The sequence below is a fragment of the Fictibacillus sp. FJAT-27399 genome (assembly GCF_001510655.1).
Taxonomy (GTDB): Bacteria; Bacillota; Bacilli; order Bacillales; family Fictibacillaceae; genus Fictibacillus_C; species Fictibacillus_C marinisediminis.
Genome location: NZ_LMVC01000002.1, coordinates 1,554,342 through 1,572,921, shown reverse-complemented (window position 1 = coordinate 1,572,921; position 18,580 = coordinate 1,554,342). Strand labels below are relative to the sequence as shown.

The 18,580-nt window shown below is 45.7% G+C and carries 20 protein-coding genes, 2 riboswitches and 1 other annotated feature; of the genes, 16 read left to right on the top strand and 4 right to left on the bottom strand.

Annotated elements, in window-relative coordinates:
• Positions 1–37: 37 nt before the first annotated feature.
• Complete coding sequence (locus AR335_RS25535) at positions 38–121, bottom strand: putative holin-like toxin (protein WP_353051312.1); 84 nt, start codon at positions 119–121, stop codon at positions 38–40.
• A gap of 333 nt (positions 122–454) precedes the next feature.
• Between AR335_RS25535 and AR335_RS12990 the strand changes: the two genes are divergently transcribed.
• Positions 455–721 carry a hypothetical protein gene (locus AR335_RS12990; RefSeq protein ID WP_062236364.1) on the top strand — a complete coding sequence of 89 codons (267 nt, stop codon included), beginning with the start codon at positions 455–457 and terminating at the stop codon, positions 719–721.
• A 15-nt stretch (positions 722–736) separates the two neighbouring features.
• The gene (locus tag AR335_RS12985; RefSeq protein WP_062236361.1) at positions 737–1,354 is read left to right on the top strand and encodes a hypothetical protein; all 618 of its coding nucleotides are present in this window, start codon (positions 737–739) and stop codon (positions 1,352–1,354) included.
• 180 nt (positions 1,355–1,534) lie between these two features.
• Here the strand turns inward: AR335_RS12985 and AR335_RS12980 are convergent, their stop codons facing one another.
• Positions 1,535–2,272, bottom strand: coding sequence for a CPBP family intramembrane glutamic endopeptidase (locus AR335_RS12980; protein WP_062236359.1), 738 nt, complete (start codon positions 2,270–2,272; stop codon positions 1,535–1,537).
• A gap of 84 nt (positions 2,273–2,356) precedes the next feature.
• Here AR335_RS12980 and AR335_RS12975 point away from each other — a divergent pair, with 84 nt between their 5' ends.
• Positions 2,357–3,028 carry a diphthine--ammonia ligase gene (locus tag AR335_RS12975; RefSeq protein WP_062236356.1) on the top strand — a complete coding sequence of 224 codons (672 nt, stop codon included), beginning with the start codon at positions 2,357–2,359 and terminating at the stop codon, positions 3,026–3,028.
• Positions 3,029–3,068: 40 nt separating this feature from the next.
• Here AR335_RS12975 and AR335_RS12970 read toward each other — a convergent pair whose 3' ends face one another.
• Complete coding sequence (locus tag AR335_RS12970; protein WP_062236354.1) at positions 3,069–3,899, bottom strand: GDSL-type esterase/lipase family protein; 831 nt, start codon at positions 3,897–3,899, stop codon at positions 3,069–3,071.
• A 154-nt stretch (positions 3,900–4,053) separates the two neighbouring features.
• Here AR335_RS12970 and AR335_RS12965 point away from each other — a divergent pair, with 154 nt between their 5' ends.
• Positions 4,054–6,459, top strand: coding sequence for a penicillin acylase family protein (locus AR335_RS12965; protein WP_062236351.1), 2,406 nt, complete (start codon positions 4,054–4,056; stop codon positions 6,457–6,459).
• A 38-nt stretch (positions 6,460–6,497) separates the two neighbouring features.
• Here AR335_RS12965 and AR335_RS12960 read toward each other — a convergent pair whose 3' ends face one another.
• A complete protein-coding gene (locus tag AR335_RS12960; RefSeq protein ID WP_062236348.1) occupies positions 6,498–7,352 on the bottom strand; it encodes a DUF1206 domain-containing protein in 855 nt (284 codons plus the stop codon).
• A 147-nt stretch (positions 7,353–7,499) separates the two neighbouring features.
• Between AR335_RS12960 and AR335_RS24720 the strand changes: the two genes are divergently transcribed.
• The 12 genes from AR335_RS24720 (at position 7,500) to AR335_RS12900 (ending at position 18,564) form a co-directional block, all read left to right on the top strand.
• Complete coding sequence (locus AR335_RS24720) at positions 7,500–7,886, top strand: hypothetical protein (RefSeq protein ID WP_062236346.1); 387 nt, start codon at positions 7,500–7,502, stop codon at positions 7,884–7,886.
• A gap of 258 nt (positions 7,887–8,144) precedes the next feature.
• Positions 8,145–8,324, top strand: a binding site (T-box leader).
• Between the two features lie 74 nt (positions 8,325–8,398).
• On the top strand, positions 8,399–9,781 hold the full coding sequence (locus AR335_RS12950) for a glycine--tRNA ligase (protein WP_062236343.1): 1,383 nt from the start codon (positions 8,399–8,401) through the stop codon (positions 9,779–9,781).
• A gap of 52 nt (positions 9,782–9,833) precedes the next feature.
• A riboswitch (TPP riboswitch) is annotated at positions 9,834–9,939 on the top strand.
• A gap of 95 nt (positions 9,940–10,034) precedes the next feature.
• Positions 10,035–10,652 carry a thiamine phosphate synthase gene (locus AR335_RS12945; protein ID WP_062236340.1) on the top strand — a complete coding sequence of 206 codons (618 nt, stop codon included), beginning with the start codon at positions 10,035–10,037 and terminating at the stop codon, positions 10,650–10,652.
• Positions 10,652–11,782, top strand: coding sequence for a glycine oxidase ThiO (thiO, locus tag AR335_RS12940; protein ID WP_062236337.1), 1,131 nt, complete (start codon positions 10,652–10,654; stop codon positions 11,780–11,782). Before AR335_RS12945 ends, thiO begins: the two co-directional genes overlap by 1 nt.
• Before the next feature lie 5 nt (positions 11,783–11,787).
• Positions 11,788–11,988, top strand: a complete 201-nt coding sequence (thiS, locus tag AR335_RS12935) for a sulfur carrier protein ThiS (protein ID WP_062236334.1) — start codon at positions 11,788–11,790, stop codon at positions 11,986–11,988.
• A gap of 4 nt (positions 11,989–11,992) precedes the next feature.
• Positions 11,993–12,757 (top strand): thiazole synthase, encoded by a 765-nt coding sequence (locus AR335_RS12930; RefSeq protein ID WP_053355418.1) that lies wholly within the window; start codon positions 11,993–11,995, stop codon positions 12,755–12,757.
• On the top strand, positions 12,757–13,779 hold the full coding sequence (locus AR335_RS12925; RefSeq protein ID WP_062236332.1) for a thiazole biosynthesis adenylyltransferase ThiF: 1,023 nt from the start codon (positions 12,757–12,759) through the stop codon (positions 13,777–13,779). Before AR335_RS12930 ends, AR335_RS12925 begins: the two co-directional genes overlap by 1 nt.
• Positions 13,780–13,786: 7 nt before the next feature.
• Positions 13,787–13,891: riboswitch (TPP riboswitch) on the top strand.
• Positions 13,892–14,061: 170 nt separating this feature from the next.
• On the top strand, positions 14,062–15,348 hold the full coding sequence (locus tag AR335_RS12920; protein ID WP_062236328.1) for an acetylornithine deacetylase: 1,287 nt from the start codon (positions 14,062–14,064) through the stop codon (positions 15,346–15,348).
• Positions 15,345–16,031, top strand: coding sequence for a thiaminase II (gene tenA, locus AR335_RS12915; protein ID WP_062236325.1), 687 nt, complete (start codon positions 15,345–15,347; stop codon positions 16,029–16,031). The genes AR335_RS12920 and tenA overlap by 4 nt, the downstream gene beginning before the upstream one ends.
• A 23-nt stretch (positions 16,032–16,054) precedes the next feature.
• On the top strand, positions 16,055–16,804 hold the full coding sequence (locus AR335_RS12910) for an ABC transporter ATP-binding protein (RefSeq protein WP_053355414.1): 750 nt from the start codon (positions 16,055–16,057) through the stop codon (positions 16,802–16,804).
• Complete coding sequence (locus tag AR335_RS12905; protein WP_062236322.1) at positions 16,779–17,579, top strand: ABC transporter permease; 801 nt, start codon at positions 16,779–16,781, stop codon at positions 17,577–17,579. The genes AR335_RS12910 and AR335_RS12905 overlap by 26 nt, the downstream gene beginning before the upstream one ends.
• Positions 17,554–18,564, top strand: a complete 1,011-nt coding sequence (locus tag AR335_RS12900; RefSeq protein WP_062236319.1) for an ABC transporter substrate-binding protein — start codon at positions 17,554–17,556, stop codon at positions 18,562–18,564. The genes AR335_RS12905 and AR335_RS12900 overlap by 26 nt, the downstream gene beginning before the upstream one ends.
• Positions 18,565–18,580 lie beyond the last annotated feature (16 nt).

The window sequence follows — 18,580 nt, the reverse complement described above, 5'->3', positions numbered from 1 at the left end:
CCGCATGGCTTTTTTGTATGAGATATGTGATGTAACCCTAATCGTTGTCCTTGGAGCGAATAATGGTCAGAACTAGCATTGAAAAACCAATCATTAACGACATTGCTTCGAATACTGTCATACCATTCCCTCCCCCTAATTATTTCGGGCTAGAACGTTGTATCAGGATAAGCAGCAACCCCTGTCTTATATATTCCTATTTTATCCCGATTGTCAATTTATAACAAGAATCGTTAAGACTATTTCAAATCTTTTCCAGTAGTGCAATGGTACCAAGTTACCAAGTTTAAAATGGAATAAATATTCTCCAATTTGAAGTTTAAAGGAAAATACATGCCATTTTTACTACTTTTATATCCCGGTTGTATTGATGCTGTTTTTGCAGGGAAATAGTTAAAAACACAGCCGGGTTTTCTGTTTCACCGTTTGCTACAATAAAAGGGGAGGTTTGATTATGCGGAAATATAAGCTTGATGTGGTGGATGTAATTGAATTAAAAGAGCATTATATTGGAGAGACAAAAGAAGTAATGGTGGGTACTGTCATACTGAATGAAGATGGAAGCGAGTTTTTTCGTGGAATTACGGCAGTAAGATTTAACCGGCATGGAATATTCCCGCAGATTGACACTCTAAAGGGCATTTTTGAGGATAAAAACAGTTTTATGGACTTTGCGAGTTATTTAAAACGTTATATTAAACAGCAAGTGCGCTATTTGTAAGAGAGGGGCAGATTGATGAATTATGTATGGTATGCAAGTTACGGCTCAAATATGAACCAAGACAGGTTCAGCTGTTATATAGAGGGAAAGCAGGCCGAAGGCAGCTCTGAACCAGAGAGAGGATGCCGCAATTGTGATCCTCCACTGGCTGACCAGCCAGTAAACATTCAGTACCCGCTTTATTTTTCTAAACAGGAAAGCAAATGGGGAACAGGAGGAGTGGCGTTCATCGGCCACCGTGAAGGTGAAAATGAGAAGACAGCAGGAAGAATGTATTTGATTTCTGAAGAGCAGTTTATGGATGTTGCTTCACAGGAAAACGGCATCGATGGTTTAGAGATTGATTTCGCCCGAATTAAGGAATCCCGTTTTCTTCCCTTAACGGAGGGATGGTACGGAACCATCGTTTATTTGGGAGATTGCGAAGGCAAGCCGATTTTCACGTTTACATCCAACCATGATATGGGGGAAGAAGAGTTTGTGCCTCCTTCCTTTGCTTACCTTAAGACGATCGCCAAAGGGCTGGAGACTCTAGGGATGGATCGGCAGGAGGTTGTGGATTATCTGCTTGGGAAGAACGGGATTAACGGATTCATAAAAGGCGATCAGCTGGTTAAAGGATTATGGGGCTAGCGTAAAGGTCTTAGTTATATCGTCTGACTGAAGGCTGTAATGCCATGAAGAAGCAAAAATAGGCACCAAGTCGCAAGTCTCTTGATGCTTATCAATAAGATTTAAAGGTGAGATAATATAAATCCCCTATACATATGAGGCACCTTTACAAAGGTGCCTCTATTTTTTTGCTAAATACACTTAAGAAAGAAGCTCGACAATGGAGACATACGTATTCCATAGAGCATGGACAAGCATGCCGGGAACGAGAGATTTAGTAAAGTAGAACAGCATAGCAAAAACTATGCCCATGATACCGGCAGCCAGCGGATAACCGATATGCAAAGAGCCAAAGACAGCAGAAGAAACAACCAGCCCCGCAATAAAATGATATCTCTCATGAAAGAAACGGAACAGAAATCCCCGGAAGACCAATTCTTCAGTTACAGGTGCAGCAATGCAGGCGCAAAAAATAACAATAAAGATACCGGCGATACCAATCTCGCTTGTAAAAAGACGGTCATCTCCGTTTGATCCGGGATCTTCGAGATGAAGCACCTCAAAAATAAGATATTGTGATACCTGGCAAATGATGAGAGCCCAAGCCATCAAGAAGTAGGTTTTCTTCTTTTTTAGGGCACCCAGCGTTAGTTTCTGAAACATAAATTGACGGGTGCGCTTAAAGACGAGCATGACTGCAGTGAACGTTAAAGCATCAATCAGCAAGAAGACAGGGCTTTTTTCAAATCCAGCCATGGAAAAACCAAAAATGACAGCTGCGAGAGCGTAAAACATGCCGGTCAGCAATGAAAACAAGATGATGAATCCAAGGTAAGCACCAAAAAAGCCGATGAATCCTCCCCAGGTCACCGGATAGGCACGTTTCTTCTTCACCAATGGCTGAGGTATTTCTTCTGTATACTCCAAATGTTCTTCCATTCTCTCCTCCTCATTGCTTTATAATCATATGTAGACCATCTATTTCAATTACACCAAAAATAGGATACAAAAGGAAGTGAGACGATGACAAAAAAAATTGTAGTTTCATTCAGCGGGGGCAAAGATTCCATGCTGGCTCTTCATAAATTGCTGGAATCAAAGAAATATGAAATCGATTCTTTGTTGACGACAGTCAATGAGGATTTTAAAAGGACGAGCATACACGGCATTCGGGAGGAAATTCTTGATGCGCAGGCAAACGCGCTTGGCTTTCCTGTCCGTAAAGTTAGAATTCCAAAAGTATGCACGAATGAGATCTACGAGGAGCGGATGCGGGAAGAAATGGACAAGGTGAGCCAAGCCGGCATTCAGCACGTGATGTTTGGAGACATTTTTCTTGCTGACATCAGAGAGTACAGGGAGGCCAAATTAAAACTGGCTGGAATGGAAGCTGTTTTCCCTCTGTGGGGCGCAAAGTCAGAGGATCTCATCGACGAATTTCTCGCGTTGGGATATCGGACCGTCGTTACTACTCTTGATCGGACGAAGCTGGATGAAGATTTTCTGGGCCGTGAGATCAACGGCGACTGGAGAACGGATATACCCGAGAACGTAGATCCATGCGGAGAAAACGGAGAATTCCATACTCTTGTAATTGGGGGGCCATTGTTCAGGCAAAAGATTGAAGTGGTTCGGGGAAGTGAGACGGTTAGAGACGGCAATTATGTTTATCGTGACTTTATGCTCGCTGAATAAAGATATGAAAAGGCATTGTCCTCTGCCGGGACAATGCCTTTTATTTTTTCTTATAAGGAGCTTTAAGTGTTTTAATCATCTGCTCCGCAATCAGTTCGTGGCCTTTGTCGTTGGGATGAATAGAATCATAAATCCATTCTTTCCTGTTTTCGGGCTTAAGCACTTCGCTGCTCGGTATCACAACAGATGGTTTATATTTGGCTGTTGTTTCATAGGCAATCAGATTCCAGTCATTCAGCAATTTTTTAGTTGCCGGATAAAAGGATTCTCCCGAGTCCACAGCGTTATACAATTCATTGTATACGAGAATAGCATCAGGATTCTCTTTTCGAATCAATGAAAATATCTTATTTAAATTTTCTTCATAAGCAGATTTCACGTTTTGATAATCCTGAAGTGCCTGGACAGGCCCTTCCTTTAAAGCAAGCTTCACCAGATCGTTGCCCCCGATATTGATCGTAATAATATCCGCAGATTTTATCCGGTCCGACATACCTGGGGATGAGATGTGTTTAAGCAAATCACGGCTGGTTGCTCCTGAAATTCCCTGATTATCTAGCTGCACTTTTTTAGACGTAAGGACAGCCAGATTACTGCTGGCTATTTTAATAAAACCGCCTTGATCAGAACCTCGGCCCTGAATGACCGAATCTCCCAAAGCTAGATGATGAATCTCATTTGCAGGCAAGGTTTTTAAATGCTGAATATAAGAAACATCAGCCGAATGGGATTTCGTCCCGGCGGATTCAGTGACTGCTGCATTCTGTGCCTTCAGGCGATCTATCTTAAACTGGGGATAGTAATACCACCCTCCAGCAGCCAGCGTACATAATGCAAAAAGGATGAGCGTCAGCCATATCCATTTTTTCATACGGCTCCCCCTTTCAAAGTAACCATTTTAAACCATCAATACTTCTTCTATCAAATATATAAACTTTTGTAGGGCATATGAGATTTCTTAAAATTGGATTTTACAGGAGAAGGAAAAAAGACAAGAGTAAAGAAGCCATAAAGAAAGAGGGGGAATACAGGTGGAAACAGCTATTCAAATTGAAAAACAGATACCGAAAAAGAAAAAATGGAAAAGAGTGGCCGTGATTATGCTGGCAGGACTGCTTCTCGTCACTGCCATTTCGGGATCGGCTGCCTATTGGATACTAAGAAAGAGCCTTCCAGTTGTGAGCGGTACAAAAACCGTTCCATCACTTTCCGGAACGGCAGTAGCTGTCCGTGACAAGAACGGTGTACCTCATATCAAGGCTGGCAGTTTAAAAGATTTATATACTGCCCAAGGATACGTTACGGCTCAGGACAGGATGTTTCAAATGGATTTGAGCAGGCGCCAGGCGTCAGGACAATTAAGCGAAGTAATCGGTGAGAAAACGGTGGAAAAGGACCGTTATTTCAGGACGCTTGGTTTACGAAGAGCCGCAGAGGCATCGTATGAACTGTATTCTTCTGAAGCGAAGCAAGTGCTGCAATGGTACGCGGATGGCGTGAACGCCTACTTAAGGGATGCCGAAAAGAACAATTCACTTCCGATCGAATTTTTGATGGTGGGGTACAAGCCAAAGAAATGGACGCCCGTCGATTCATTGACCATTGGAAAATATATGGCCTTTGATCTTGGCGGACATTGGGAAGGACAGGCATTCAGGCATTACTTGCTGCAGAATTTCCCAAAGGGCAACGCACTTGATCTTTTCCCTTCTTATCCAAAGGGCGGAGCAGAGATCATTGATATCGCAAGCAAAGCAAAGGTGGATATTAAGAGCAGCCTCGCTAAAGCGGTCATTCCTAATGAATTCAACGGTTCGAATGATTGGGTGGTGGCCGGAACCAAAACAAAATCGGGTCTGCCGTATCTTGCAGACGATCCTCATCTTGGATTGAGCACGCCATCGATCTGGTACGAAAGCCATTTAAAAGCACCCGGCATGAATGTAAGCGGTGTCATATTTGCGGGGGTTCCGGGAATTATCGTTGGCCGGAACACACAGATTGCCTGGGGAGTCACAAATGTAGGACCCGATGTTCAGGACCTTTACATTGAAAAAAGAAATTCCGATCATCCGGATGAATTTCTGTATGAAGGAAAATGGGAGAAAGCCAAAATCATCACAGAAAATATAAAAGTGAAAGATCAAAAGACCCTTCCTTACAAAGTCACTATTACCCGTCACGGTCCGATTATGTCCGAATTTGCTTATGACAAGCAAAAGAATACGGCGCTTTCCATGAGATGGACGGCACTTGAGCCCTCAACGGAACTTCAGGCTGTACTGATGTTTAATAAAGCAAAGAACTGGAATGAGTTTAAAAAGGCGCTGACTTATTTTCATACACCGGCCCAGAACTTTGTCTTCGCATCTAAAGACGGAACAATTGCCTATCGCGCCAATGGACTGATTCCGATCCGTAAAGAGAAATATGCTTCTGTCCCTGTACCGGGCTGGGAAAAGACATATGAATGGAAGGGTTATATTCCTTGGGATAAGCTCCCGACGGCCGTGAACCCAAAAGAAGGATTTATTGCAACGGCCAATAATAAAGTGATCGGTGACGACTACCCGTACCACATTACTGATTCATGGGCCCAGCCTTACCGGGAGCAGCGAATAAAAGATGTTCTGTCAGCCAAAGAAAAGCTATCCTTAAAAGATATGCAAAAGCTGCAGTTCGACAGGAAAAATCTTCAGGCAGAAGAAATGCTGCCGATCCTTCTCTCCCATTTGAAGACTGCAGACCTTGGAACAAACGGCAGAAAAGCGGTAAAACTATTGAAAGACTGGAATCATGAAGATGACAAAAATCTTGCTGCACCCCTGCTGTTCAACTTATGGATGCCAGAGTTCAGCGATGTTCTCTTTGAAAAAAAGATTGATGAAAAGATGATGCCGTTGTTTGACGGTAAGGCTCAAGTCGTGGATGAACTGATCCGCCATGCGGCCGAGGGTAAGGAAGGTCCCTGGATCAAAGAGGCAGGGGGGCTGGACAAAGCCGCAACAATCTCCTTCAGCAGAACGGTTAAACAGGTGGAGAAGCTGCAGGGTGAAAATCCCGATAAGTGGAAGTGGGGAACGTATCATTCATTGCCGTTTGATCATCCTCTATCAGCGATAAAGCCGCTGAACCTGCTGTTTAATCCAAAAGAAACGCCGATGGGAGGAAGCAGGGTAACAGTAGGTGCTGCAGGCTGGGATTATCTTACAGGGAAAGTGAACCATGGAGCTGCCTGGAGAACGGTTGTTGATCTTGCAGACTTGAAGAAAACCTATAATGTCGTCGGTCCAGGACAGTCAGGACATGTCCTCAGCAAGTGGTATGATAATCAGATTGAAGATTGGACTACAGGCCGCTATCATGTAACGGAAACGAATGAATCCAGCTTCAAAAACGGAGAAAAACTAGTATTAAAGCCTGGTAAATGAAAACAGCCTCGTCCAAAAGGGACGAGGCTGTTTTATCATTAAGGATCGAGTCTTCGGTACTTCGCTTCAAAGAGCAAGTAGGCGCCATAAGCGACCAGTCCGAGAGCGACGATAGTAAGGAGCACTGGACCGAACGGCTGCTTTACAAGTTCAGCCAGAGCACCATCCAGCCCCTTTGTTTCATCTGGATCTGCCTGAATGGCTGTTCTGATTAAAAAGATGCCGATGATGGCGAATACTACACCATGTGCAAAAAGTCCGAACTTCCCGATATAACGTGCGGTCTTCCATTCTTTTTGATTCATCTCATGACGTTTAAGCCCTTTTTTGAATTTTTCCGTATAGGCCTTGTAGAAGTTATAAACCCCGATACCGATAAATACAGCACCAATAACCGCAATGATTGTTTGTCCGAAGGGCTGTGCCAGCGCTTTTGCGGATAAGGTCTGGTATTTTTGACTTGACGAGTTGGTACTCGCTCTGAAGATTATTTTGATTGCACTAACACATAGACTGAAATATATAGCAGCGATGATGAGATAACTGATTCGCGCCATCCATCCTTTTGCGTCATTTCCTTTATGCTCGGGGTCAAAGACCGTCATGATGACTTGCCACAGTGCATAGCCTGCAAGTCCTACAGCCAGCGCAGCGAGCATGACAGAGCCAAAGGGCTGCTTGGCAATGGTGTAGAGGGCACCTGAGGAAGTGGTTAATTTACCTTGCAAACCGAATGCTGTCATTACGGCAAGTATTCCAATGACAATATAAACGGCTCCTTTTGAGAAATGGCCTAGGCGGGCCATCCGGACGATCCATGGTGCAGCTTCATCTTTATATTCTTCTGCTTTTCTTTGGGCATGTTCTTTGTGCTGTGACAAATCTTTTTCCATAAAGGAGCCCCTTTCAAGGTTTCTATCTTCTATATACCCATTTGCTCCAATAGTTGAAACAGGCAGACTGCTGTCCACACCCGTTTTCCACAATTTGCATAAGATGCAGGGTAAGTAGTGTAATCAGGGTAAAGAGGAGGTTTACTTTTGAAGGAACAATATTACGGTCTTTGCTGTCAGCATATTGGGCAAGACGTTGAAATTACCACCCATGACGGGAGTGTCTATAGAGGCTCCATCCAAAGTGTTGATACAGAAAATGTCTATCTCCTTCCCTATCATGACGATGGGACAGGGCGGTTCTTTCCGGTCCTTGGTGCAGCCTTGGTAGGTCTTGGACTCGGTTCCATTGCAGGGTTTGCCCTTGCGCCCCGTCCGTTCGCTTATGGCTACGGTTACGGATACGGCGGGGTTGCACCATATCCTGGCGGCTTTGGCGGTTTTCCGGGAGGGTACGGCGGTTTTCCGGGCGGATACGGCGGTTTCCCAGGCGGCTATGGAGGCTTCCCGGGCGGAGGCTTTGGCGGGTTTTGATAAGTAAAGATAAAAAACTCTTCGCTGATAACGTGAAGAGTTTTTTTGCTGTCTGAGAAATTGGCCTGTAATTGAGTGAGATTGGCATGTGAATCCGAAACATCGGCAGGTAAAACACCCACATCGGACAGTAAACACTCTTCAACCAACTTGAATGAACCGGAAACTTCTGGTTTATAATAGGGGAAAGGGCCAACTGGCTGAAAAAACTTGACAATGCGGCTGAAAAATTGTACTATTTTCCCCATAATCTAAACATGTAAAGCTATGACAGACGAATAGTATCTGAGGTGCTTTTGAAAAGCGATCCGGGGGTGGTGGAAGCCCGGACAAAAGTTCAGAGAAACGGCAGTCTCGAGCGATTAATTGACCAAAGCGGATGCTTTTTTTAGCATCAATTAGGGTGGAACCGCGTGAGTATAAGCTCTCGTCCCTGGACAAGGATATTTGTCTATGGATGAGGGCTTTTTTGGTTGATTTAATTAGCATTTACTAAAAAAGGAGAGATGGTCATGAGTGTGACAATGGAACAGATCGTCAACATGGCAAAACAGCGTGGATTTATTTTTCCGGGTTCAGAAATTTACGGAGGCTTGTCCAATACGTGGGATTATGGCCCGCTCGGCGTTGAACTGAAGAACAACGTGAAAAAAGCTTGGTGGAAAAAGTTTGTTCAGGAATCTCCATACAATGTTGGTTTGGATGCAGCGATTCTCATGAACCCGCAAACATGGGTAGCATCTGGACACATCGGAAACTTCAATGATCCAATGATCGACTGTAAGCAATGTAAGGCAAGACACCGTGCCGATAAATTGATTGAAGATGCACTTGCTGAAAAAGGAATCGAGAAGATTGTTGACGGGCTTTCTTTCGATGAAATGGAAAAGTTGATTGAAGAGCATAACATCGCATGTCCGGATTGTGATGCGCACGATTTTACATCTATCCGCCAGTTTAACCTGATGTTTAAAACGTTCCAGGGTGTAACGGAATCCAGCACGAACGAAATCTATCTTCGTCCCGAAACAGCACAAGGGATCTTTGTAAACTTTAAAAACGTGCAGCGTACGATGAGAAAGAAATTGCCGTTCGGGATCGCTCAGGTCGGCAAAAGCTTCCGTAATGAGATCACACCTGGTAACTTTACGTTCCGTACCCGTGAGTTCGAACAGATGGAGCTCGAGTTCTTCTGCAAGCCTGGCGAAGAACTGAAATGGTTTGATTTCTGGAAGCAGTATGCTCACGATTTCTTATTGAATCTTGGCATGAAACAGGACAAGCTTCGCCTGCGTGACCATGAATCCGAAGAGCTTTCCCACTACAGCAACGCTACGACAGATTTTGAATACCAGTTCCCGTTTGGCTGGGGAGAGCTTTGGGGCATCGCATCCCGTACTGATTTTGACCTTAAGCGCCACAGCGAGCACTCTGGTGAAGACTTTAACTATATCGATCAAGAAACGAATGACCGTTACATCCCTTATTGCATCGAGCCTTCACTTGGCGCAGACCGTGTAACACTTGCGTTCTTGATCGACGCGTTTGAAGAGGAAGAGCTTGAAGGCGGAGATACAAGGGCTGTTCTTCACTTGCATCCAGCTCTAGCGCCGTTTAAAGCAGCAGTGCTTCCTTTATCGAAAAAGCTTTCTGAAGAAGCAAGGGAAGTATTTGCCGGTCTTGCCAGCGACTTCATGGTCGATTATGATGAAACAGGCTCCATCGGAAAACGTTACCGCAGACAGGATGAAATCGGAACTCCTTTCTGTATTACGTATGATTTTGATTCTAAAGAAGATCAGCAGGTAACGGTACGTGACCGCGACACAATGGAACAGGTCCGCATGCCGGTCTCAGAGCTTCGATCCTTCCTGGAATCGAAGATCAAATTTTAATCTCTTTACATTTTTGACCTGAATGGTAAGATGAAATTAATTAAATACCTATTAGCAACACTGGGGGAGCCTTTGCCGGCTGAGACTGAACAACCTGTTCTAAACCCTTTGAACCTGATCTGGATGATGCCAGCGTAGGGAAGTGGAATCTGCACTGTATGACACATACAGCTGCTCTTGATTAGAAAACAGATAATCAGCCACTCTTTGCGAAAAGGGTGGCTTTTTTGCATGGAGAAAAGGAGGATGCAAGATGGGGAAATTCGAGTTTCATGTAATGACGAATGGAAGGAAGCAGCCTGACGAAATCATCTCGGCCGCATCCATCCTGGCTCCATATGTGACATGCATACATATCAGGGAAAAAGACAAAGGTGCCAGTGAGATTTTTAATCTGGCAGAGAGATTGAAGAGAGCAGGATTGGGCCGGGAGCAGATCTATATCAATGACCGTGTGGATGTAGCCGTTGCTTCGGGAGCTGAAGGCGTTCACTTAAAAGGCTCCAGTCTTGATCCTGAAATCGTACACCGCTATTTTAGCGGGCTGAGAATCGGCCAATCCGTTCATTCCATAGATGAAGCGCTCTATGCTGAAGAAAAAGGAGCTCATTATTTGTTTTACGGACACGTTTTTAAAACAGGAAGCAAAAAAGGGAGCGAGCCGCGGGGTCTGGATCAATTGCGGGAGGTTGCTGAAGCGGTCACTGTTCCAGTTATCGCCATCGGAGGAGTTACACCAAGTAATACTAGTGAACTCATAAAAGCGGGAGCAAAAGGAATCGCCGTCATGTCGGGGATCTGGTCGGCGGCAGATCCGGGTTTAGAAGCGAAAGGCTATGCGGAAGCACTTAAGAAGGAGGAGATGTCATAATGCCCAGGCACTATGATGTGATCATTGCTGGAGGGGGGATAATCGGCTGTGCCATTGCTTACTATTTGCGCAAACATACAGAGTATACCGTGCTTGTGATTGAAAAGAACCGAATAGGCAGTGAAGCTTCATCGGCCGCTGCAGGAATGCTTGGAGCGCAGGCAGAACTGAATGAGGCAGGGCCGCTCTACACGATGGCCCGTGAGAGCAGGAGTCTTTTTCCTGAGTTAAACAGGGAACTGAAGGAAATCAGCGGGATTGACATTGAGTTTATAGACAAAGGGCTGTTTAAAGCGGCAAAAAATGAAAAGGAAAGCCTCCGATTGCAGCAACTCATTGATTTTCACAACGATAACGGCCAGCCGGCAGAGTGGATCAGCGGATCGGAGCTTTTGAAAATGGAGCCGAAGCTGTCCAGCGGATTGGAAGGTGCAATGTATTTGCCGAAAGACGGCCAGGTCAATCCATCTCAATTGACGAAAGCCTTTGCCCAATCGGCAGCAATGCTTGGAGCTGATTTTTTAGATTATACCGAAGCAGCCGGATTCGAAATGGGCCGGTCAGGGATTGGAATCCAAACGAGCGCGGGTATGTTTTTCGGAGAGAAGGCAGTGCTCGCATCAGGCGTCTGGACAGGGAAACTGGCGGCCCAGACCGGATTGCACATGCCTCTTTTTCCAGTAAAGGGAGAGTGTCTTTCTTTAACCTTTTTAGAACCGGTCATTACATCAACTGTTATCTCAGATGAATGCTATCTCGTCCCTAAGCAAGGAGGCAGGCTCGTAATCGGAGCAACAATGGAGGCAGGTACATACGACAGAAAGGTCAGAGCAAAGGGAGTTTTGGAACTGCTGACAAAAGCGAGTGAAGTCCTTCCTGCTATCGAAGAGGGCGAATGGGAGAAGGCATGGACAGGGTTTCGGCCGCAAACTCCTGATGGCCTCCCGTACATGGGGAAACATCCTTACCATAAAGACTTGTACATTGCGGCAGGCCATTTTCGCAATGGGATCCTGCTCAGTCCGCTGACAGGGCGATGGATGGCAGAGCTGCTGATCGGAAATCTGCAGGAAGAAAGATTAAAAGAGTTTGCGCCAGACCGGTTTGCCTATGAAAAGATGAAAGGATGAGTCTCATGAAACTGATGGTTAACGGAACAGCCTTAGATATAGCCTCAGCCCGTACAATCCAGGAACTTTTGGGAGAGTTAAAGCTTGCCGGCAAAGGGGCAATCGTTGAATTGAATCAAGAAATTTTGGATATAAACCAGCACGCAGAAACGCGTTTAGCAGATGGTGACAAAATAGAAATCGTACATTTTGTAGGAGGAGGATGAGGTTATGCTGAAGATTGGAAACTATGAATTTCGCTCCAGATTGCTTTTAGGAACAGGTAAATTCCCTGATTTTGATGTCCAAAAAGAGGCAGTAAGGGTGTCGGGCACGGAAATCCTTACATTTGCCGTAAGAAGGATGAACATTTTTGATCCTGACCAGCCAAACTTTTTAGAAAAGCTGGAGGCAGAGAACTTTACGCTTCTGCCGAACACGGCGGGTGCGAAAACGGCAGAAGAGGCGGTTAGAATCGCGAAGCTGGCAAAAGCTTCGGGGCTATGTGATATGATAAAGGTAGAAGTGATAGGAGATTTTAAAACTCTGTTGCCTGATCCGCTGGAAACGCTGCGGGCTTCAGAAATGCTGTTGGAAGAGGGGTTTACGGTCTTGCCCTATGCTTCAGATGATGTCATTCTTGCACAAAAATTAGAGGAACTTGGCGTGCATGCCATAATGCCCGGAGCTTCCCCCATTGGATCTGGCCTCGGGATCATCAACCCGTTAAACATAAGCCTTATTATTGAGCAGGCCAATATACCAGTGATTGTAGATGCGGGCATCGGATCACCGGCTGATGCGGCGGCGGCCATGGAGTTGGGGGCTGATGGAGTACTGCTGAATTCAGCGGTATCAGGGGCCGATAATCCAGTAAAAATGGCCGAGGCCATGAAGCTTGCCATTGAAGCCGGCCGTCTCGGGTATGAAGCGGGAAGAATTCCAAAGAAAAGGTATGCAGCGGCAAGCAGTCCGCTGGAGGGAATGAGTATTTAATGAATGATCGCTACTCCAGGCAGATGTTATTCGAGCCTATAGGAGAAGAGGGACAGGATCTCTTGTCTGATAAACATGTTGTGATTATCGGTGCGGGTGCGCTCGGTACGGGCAATGCAGAAATTCTTGCCCGCGCGGGTGTGGGCAGGATCACGATTGCTGACCGTGACTATGTAGAATGGAGCAACCTCCAGCGTCAGCAGCTTTTCAGCGAGGAAGATGCAAAGTACCGGATGCCTAAAGCGGTTGCTGCAAGAGAACGGCTGGAACAGGTTAATTCCGATATCCACGTAGAGGGCCTTGTTTTGGATGCAGGAGCTGAAGAACTGAGGGAACTGACGGAGTTTGCCGATCTGATCATTGATGCGACAGATAATTTTGATACGCGATTGCTGATCAATGACATCTCCCAGGAGAAGAAGATTCCTTGGATTTACGGCGCATGCGTTGGAAGCTACGGACTCAGTTATGTGATTTTACCCGGGGAGACCCCTTGTCTAAGCTGTCTCCTGGAGAAGGTGCCGATGGGCGGAACAACGTGTGATACGGCGGGAATCATTGCGCCTGTTGTCCAAATGGTTGTCGCTCACCAGACGTCTGAAGCACTGAAGCTGCTGACGGGCAACACCGCTGCACTCCGCAACAAACTGGTTTCCTTTGATGTATGGAACAATCATTATTTGGCGATGGATGTCCAAAAGCTAAAAAAAACGGACTGTCCTTCCTGTGGAGAACATCCTCAGTATCCGCATCTGAATCCTGAAAATCAGACGAAGACAGCTGTGCTCTGCGGAAGGAACACCGTCCAGATCCGTCCTTCGGAAAAGGGAGAAAGGGATTTGGATGAGCTTTCTTTGTCCCTGTCGCGGCTTGGCGGGAAAGTAGAACAGAACCCTTATCTGCTTTCATACAGCAATCAAGAAGAACAGCGGCTTGTCTTTTTCAAGGACGGACGCGTACTGATTCATGGCACGAAAGATATAACAGAAGCGAAAAATCTCTATTACAGTTTAATAGGATAATGAAATAGCAATCTGCTAGGGGGGCCGTGCGGCTGAGACTGAACCTTTGTGTTCTAGACCCTTGGAACCTGATCTGGATTATACCAGCGGAGGGAAGCGCTCTGAAGCAACAAGCTGATTCAGAATAGATGACCTCAGCAAAAACCTCAGCCGCCATCTCTCATGAAGGCGGCTTTTTTGCGTAGATTTCTACGGTGCCAGGCACCGCCGTTACACAAGTATTTAAAGACTGGTGCCTGGCACCAGATAAATGGCACCAGATAAAAGATAAAGGAGGCTGCCATGAGCGGATTACAAGAGAAGATTAATAGATTAGCGGAGGAGAGACAGGAGAGGCTGATTGAGATTTTAAGAGAGCTCGTTGCCTTTCAGACGGTCAGTCCTCCTGCAAGAAACACAGAAGAGGCACAAAGCTGCGTGAAATCCATCCTCTCTGGCCTTGGATTTAAGACGGAGGAGTGGGAGCTGTTTCCTGGCGACAAGATTGTCGCAGGATCAAAACAAGGAGATGCCTCAGAGGAATATCAAAGCCTTCTTCTTAACGGCCACATTGATGTCGTAGCTGTCGGGGATGAAACGCAATGGAAGTATCCGCCGTTTGTGCTGATGGAGGAAGATGGATGGCTCTATGGACGGGGTACAGCAGACATGAAGGGAGGCATGGCCTCTTCTCTGTTTGCTCTTCAGCTTCTTCATGAGCTGGGGATCAAGCTGAAAGGGGACCTCTTTTTTCAATCAGTAACCGGCGAAGAAGCCGGGGAAGCGGGTACCAAATCCTGTATAGATCGGGGAATGAAAGCTGACTTTGCGCTCGTGGCTGATACGTCCAATCTTGAGATTCATGGACAAGGCGGGGTCATCACCGGCTGGATCACGATAAAAAGTAAAGAGACCTTTCATGATGGCCTTCGCTCGCGGATGATTCATGCAGGCGGCGGAATAATAGGAGCGAGCGCCATTGAAAAAATGATGAAGATTATAGAAGGGCTGCAGGAACTTGAACGGCATTGGGCAGTAACCAAAACATATCCAAACTTCCCGTTCGGAAGCACGACCATCAATCCCTCTGTCATTGAAGGAGGCAGGAATGCTGCATTTATCGCTGATGAATGCAAACTTTGGGTTACTGTTCATTTTTACCCGAATGAGACGTATGAAGATGTTGCAAAAGAAATTGAGGAGCACATTATTGCTATAGCAATGGCCGATCCATGGCTAAAAAACAACCTGCCTCTGTTTAAGTGGGGAGGAATATCCATGATTGAGGAGAAGGGTGAAATCTTTCCTGCACTTAATGTTGATCACAATCATGAAGCATTGGCAGTACTGAAAGAACAGCATGATGCCGTTTCAGAACAGAAAGCTGCTGTTTCGATGTCGCCGACCGTTACAGATGCGGGGTGGCTTGGACAGGCGGGAATTCCAGATGTTATTTATGGCCCGGGAGAGCTGAACGAAGCCCATGCTGTCAATGAAAAGGTGAGGCTTAAACAGTTGCTGGAGCATTCAAAGGTTCTCGCCGGATTTATTGCAAAGTGGTGCAATACAGAAAGGAGCAATAAACCATGACAAAGTTAAAGGAAGAACGATTTACAGATAGATTACACAGAAACGTGGAACCAATCTGGAAGCATACTCATCTTCATCCGTTCGTTCAGGGTATTAAAGATGGTTCCTTGCCTAAAGAGCGCTTTGCTTATTACATGAAACAGGATTATGTGTTTTTAAAGGATTATGCAAAGCTCTTTGCGTTAGGGACGATAAAATCCAAGGATACAGAGACGATGAGCTGGTTTTCAAGCCTGCTTCATGAAACATTGAATACAGAAATGGATCTTCACCGCGAGTACTGCCATGAAATCGGCATCGAGCCCGAGGAACTGGAGGCTGAGCAAGCTTCTCCAATTAACCTTGCGTACACTCGCTATATGATGAACGCCTCCCAGCAGGGAACACTTGCTGAGTTAATCACATGCCTGCTGCCGTGCATGTGGAGCTACCACGAGATCGGAACGCTATTAAAGAGGGAAGCGGGAAGCCTCGCAGAGCATCCGTATACCCGATGGATTGAGATGTATGCATCAGAAGAGTTCGGTGCACTTGCACAGTGGCTGATTGTTGAACTGAACAAGTTGGCGAAAGATATGACAGAACAGGAATTGGCGGTGCTAGAGGAGCATTTCCTGACCACATCGCGCTTTGAATTCATGTTTTGGGATATGGTGTATTACGGTCATGGATGGCCGGTGTAATCACCTTTTGAAGGAGAGTTTTTATGTCAATAATCTTTAAGAATGTATCTTATTCTTTTACGGAGCAAAAACAAGCCCTCCCGCTTCTCAAGAACATCAATTTTGCAGCAGCGCCCGGAGAATTTGTATCGATCATCGGCAAGAGTGGAACCGGAAAAAGTACCCTGCTCAAGCTTGCCTGTGGACTGGAGAAACCTGATCAGGGAGAGATTATCGTACATGAGAAGCCAGTCTATCCTGGAGCGGCGGGATACATGCCTCAAAAGGATTTGCTTCTGCCTTGGCGTACGGTCATGGAAAATCTTCTTCTTGCTCCTGAGATTCAGAACCAGAAGGGACAGAAAGTAGAAGAGGGGGATTCATGGCTGAAAAAAGTAGGACTGTGGAATTACCGGAATGCTTATCCGCATGAACTTTCAGGGGGGATGCGGCAAAGAATAGCCTTTCTCCGCACCCTGCTGACTGGAAAAGAAGTACTTCTTCTTGATGAACCGTTCGGTGCTTTAGATGCGATGACTAAAAAGGAAATGCACGAATGGATTTCTTCCCTATGGAAGGATTTAAACAAAACCATTCTTTTGGTTACACATGATCTTCATGAAGCGGTTTTTTTAAGTGACCGAATCATCTTGCTGCATCCATCTGGCGAAACAGAAGAGGTGATGATTCGGCTTCCGAGGCCGAGAAATAGAGTATTAACGAATGAGATGGTGGGATTAATCAATAAATTGGAGAGCAGAATTACAAATGAACAGCATGAAACGATTTTTTAAAGACTATTATTTATTTTTGGCTGCTGCCGCCGTCTTGCTCGTACTATGGGAATGGCTTGTGAGGACAGACAGGGTGCCTTCGTTTATTTTGCCGGCCCCTACAGGTATCCTCGTTTCGCTCTTTGAAAACAAAGAGGTTCTTCTAGGACATACATGGGCGACATTCAAGGAAGCCATCCTCGGTTTTTTGATCGCAGCCGTTGCAGGTGTTTCGCTTGCTGTTGCCATGTTTTTTTTCAAATCTGTACAGAAAATGGTCTATCCTGCGGTCTTGATCTCCCAGACGATACCGATCATTGCACTGTCTCCGATCTTTGTCCTTTGGTTCGGCTACAGCATCTGGAGCAAAGTGGCGGTTACCGTACTGATTGCCTTCTTTCCCATCGTCGTCAGCACGTATGATGGTTTGAACCATCATGACCGAGATTATGTGGATCTTCTGCGTTCCATGGGAGCACGGAGATGGCAGGTCTTCAAAAAGGTGCAGCTGCCAATGGCGCTTCCGGCTTTCTTTTCAGGGATAAAACTCGCCGCTGTATTTTCAGTAGTAGGAGCGACGATCGGCGAATGGCTTGGTGCCAGCGAGGGGCTTGGCTATTATTCCAGAAGAATGTCGGGAAGCCTAAATGCAGAAGGAGTATTTTCTGCCATTTTTCTATTGTCATTGCTCGGGATGTGTTTGTTCGGAGCAGCTGCACTCGCAGAAAAACAAATGTTTAAATGGAAAGCTAACAGAGAGGATGTACAACATGAACAAATGGATAAAACGAAGTAGCTGGCTCTTCTTTGGGAGCCTGCTTCTCCTTTTAAGTGCTTGTTCCTCAGGGGACACAGCCAATCAAGGAGGAAAAGGGGATCTTAAAAAAGTCAGCATCATGCTCGATTGGTATCCGAATGCAGTACATGCCGGCATTTATGACGCCATCAAAAAAGGATATTTTAAAAAAGAAGGCATCCAGGTTGATGTTAAGATGCCAGCAGAAACGAACGATCCGTTAAAACTGGTGGCTGCCGGCAGGACCGATCTTGCATTAACGTACCAGCCTCAGGTCGTTCTTTCCAGGTCAGAAGATATTCCTGTTGTTTCCTTGGGAGCGCTGGTCAGGCATCCATTAAACCATTTGATGGTTCCTAAAAACAGTTCGATTCGTTCACCCAAAGATCTGGAAGGGGAGAATGTAGGCTATCCTTCTATTCCCATCAATGAAGCGATGGTCAAAACAATGGTGAAACATGATGGAGGCAATCCTGAAAAAGTGAAGATGACAGATGTCGGCTGGGATATCATCCCCGCGATGGCGGCTCACAAAGTCGATGGAATATCTGGAGGGTATATCAACCATGAACAGATTCTCTTGAATAAAGAGGGCCATCCTGTACGGTCCATTGATCCTGTAAAGTACGGTGTTCCTGATTATTATGAGCTCGTTCTTGTTTCCAGTGAAGATGGACTGAAAAAGAACCGAAAGCTTTACCAGAAGTTTTGGAATGCGCTGGAAAAAGGCCAAAAGGATGTACACGATTATCCGGACCAGGCACTGAATGTCTTATTTAAGCATGAAAACAAAGAATTCCCGCTGGATCAAAACGTAGAAAAGAAAAGCCTGGAGATCCTGCTGCCTTTAATGGACAGCGGAAAGAAGCCTTTTGGCTATCAGGACAGGCGTTCATGGAAAAAGGTTTCGGATTGGCTCTATGAAACCGATATGATTAAAAAGAAGGAAGATCCACGGAACGCTTATATAAATTTTGAGCAATAGAAGAATAGACTCCTCG

Coding starts and splice junctions, on each gene's coding strand:
- AR335_RS25535 (WP_353051312.1), bottom strand. CDS start 121: ATGACAGTATTCGAAGCAATGTCGTTAATGATTGGTTTTTCAATGCTA.
- AR335_RS12990 (WP_062236364.1), top strand. CDS start 455: ATGCGGAAATATAAGCTTGATGTGGTGGATGTAATTGAATTAAAAGAG.
- AR335_RS12985 (WP_062236361.1), top strand. CDS start 737: ATGAATTATGTATGGTATGCAAGTTACGGCTCAAATATGAACCAAGAC.
- AR335_RS12980 (WP_062236359.1), bottom strand. CDS start 2,272: ATGGAAGAACATTTGGAGTATACAGAAGAAATACCTCAGCCATTGGTG.
- AR335_RS12975 (WP_062236356.1), top strand. CDS start 2,357: ATGACAAAAAAAATTGTAGTTTCATTCAGCGGGGGCAAAGATTCCATG.
- AR335_RS12970 (WP_062236354.1), bottom strand. CDS start 3,899: ATGAAAAAATGGATATGGCTGACGCTCATCCTTTTTGCATTATGTACG.
- AR335_RS12960 (WP_062236348.1), bottom strand. CDS start 7,352: ATGGAAAAAGATTTGTCACAGCACAAAGAACATGCCCAAAGAAAAGCA.
- AR335_RS12950 (WP_062236343.1), top strand. CDS start 8,399: ATGAGTGTGACAATGGAACAGATCGTCAACATGGCAAAACAGCGTGGA.
- AR335_RS12945 (WP_062236340.1), top strand. CDS start 10,035: ATGGGGAAATTCGAGTTTCATGTAATGACGAATGGAAGGAAGCAGCCT.
- thiO (WP_062236337.1), top strand. CDS start 10,652: ATGCCCAGGCACTATGATGTGATCATTGCTGGAGGGGGGATAATCGGC.
- thiS (WP_062236334.1), top strand. CDS start 11,788: ATGAAACTGATGGTTAACGGAACAGCCTTAGATATAGCCTCAGCCCGT.
- AR335_RS12930 (WP_053355418.1), top strand. CDS start 11,993: ATGCTGAAGATTGGAAACTATGAATTTCGCTCCAGATTGCTTTTAGGA.
- AR335_RS12925 (WP_062236332.1), top strand. CDS start 12,757: ATGAATGATCGCTACTCCAGGCAGATGTTATTCGAGCCTATAGGAGAA.
- AR335_RS12920 (WP_062236328.1), top strand. CDS start 14,062: ATGAGCGGATTACAAGAGAAGATTAATAGATTAGCGGAGGAGAGACAG.
- tenA (WP_062236325.1), top strand. CDS start 15,345: ATGACAAAGTTAAAGGAAGAACGATTTACAGATAGATTACACAGAAAC.
- AR335_RS12910 (WP_053355414.1), top strand. CDS start 16,055: ATGTCAATAATCTTTAAGAATGTATCTTATTCTTTTACGGAGCAAAAA.
- AR335_RS12905 (WP_062236322.1), top strand. CDS start 16,779: ATGAACAGCATGAAACGATTTTTTAAAGACTATTATTTATTTTTGGCT.
- AR335_RS12900 (WP_062236319.1), top strand. CDS start 17,554: ATGAACAAATGGATAAAACGAAGTAGCTGGCTCTTCTTTGGGAGCCTG.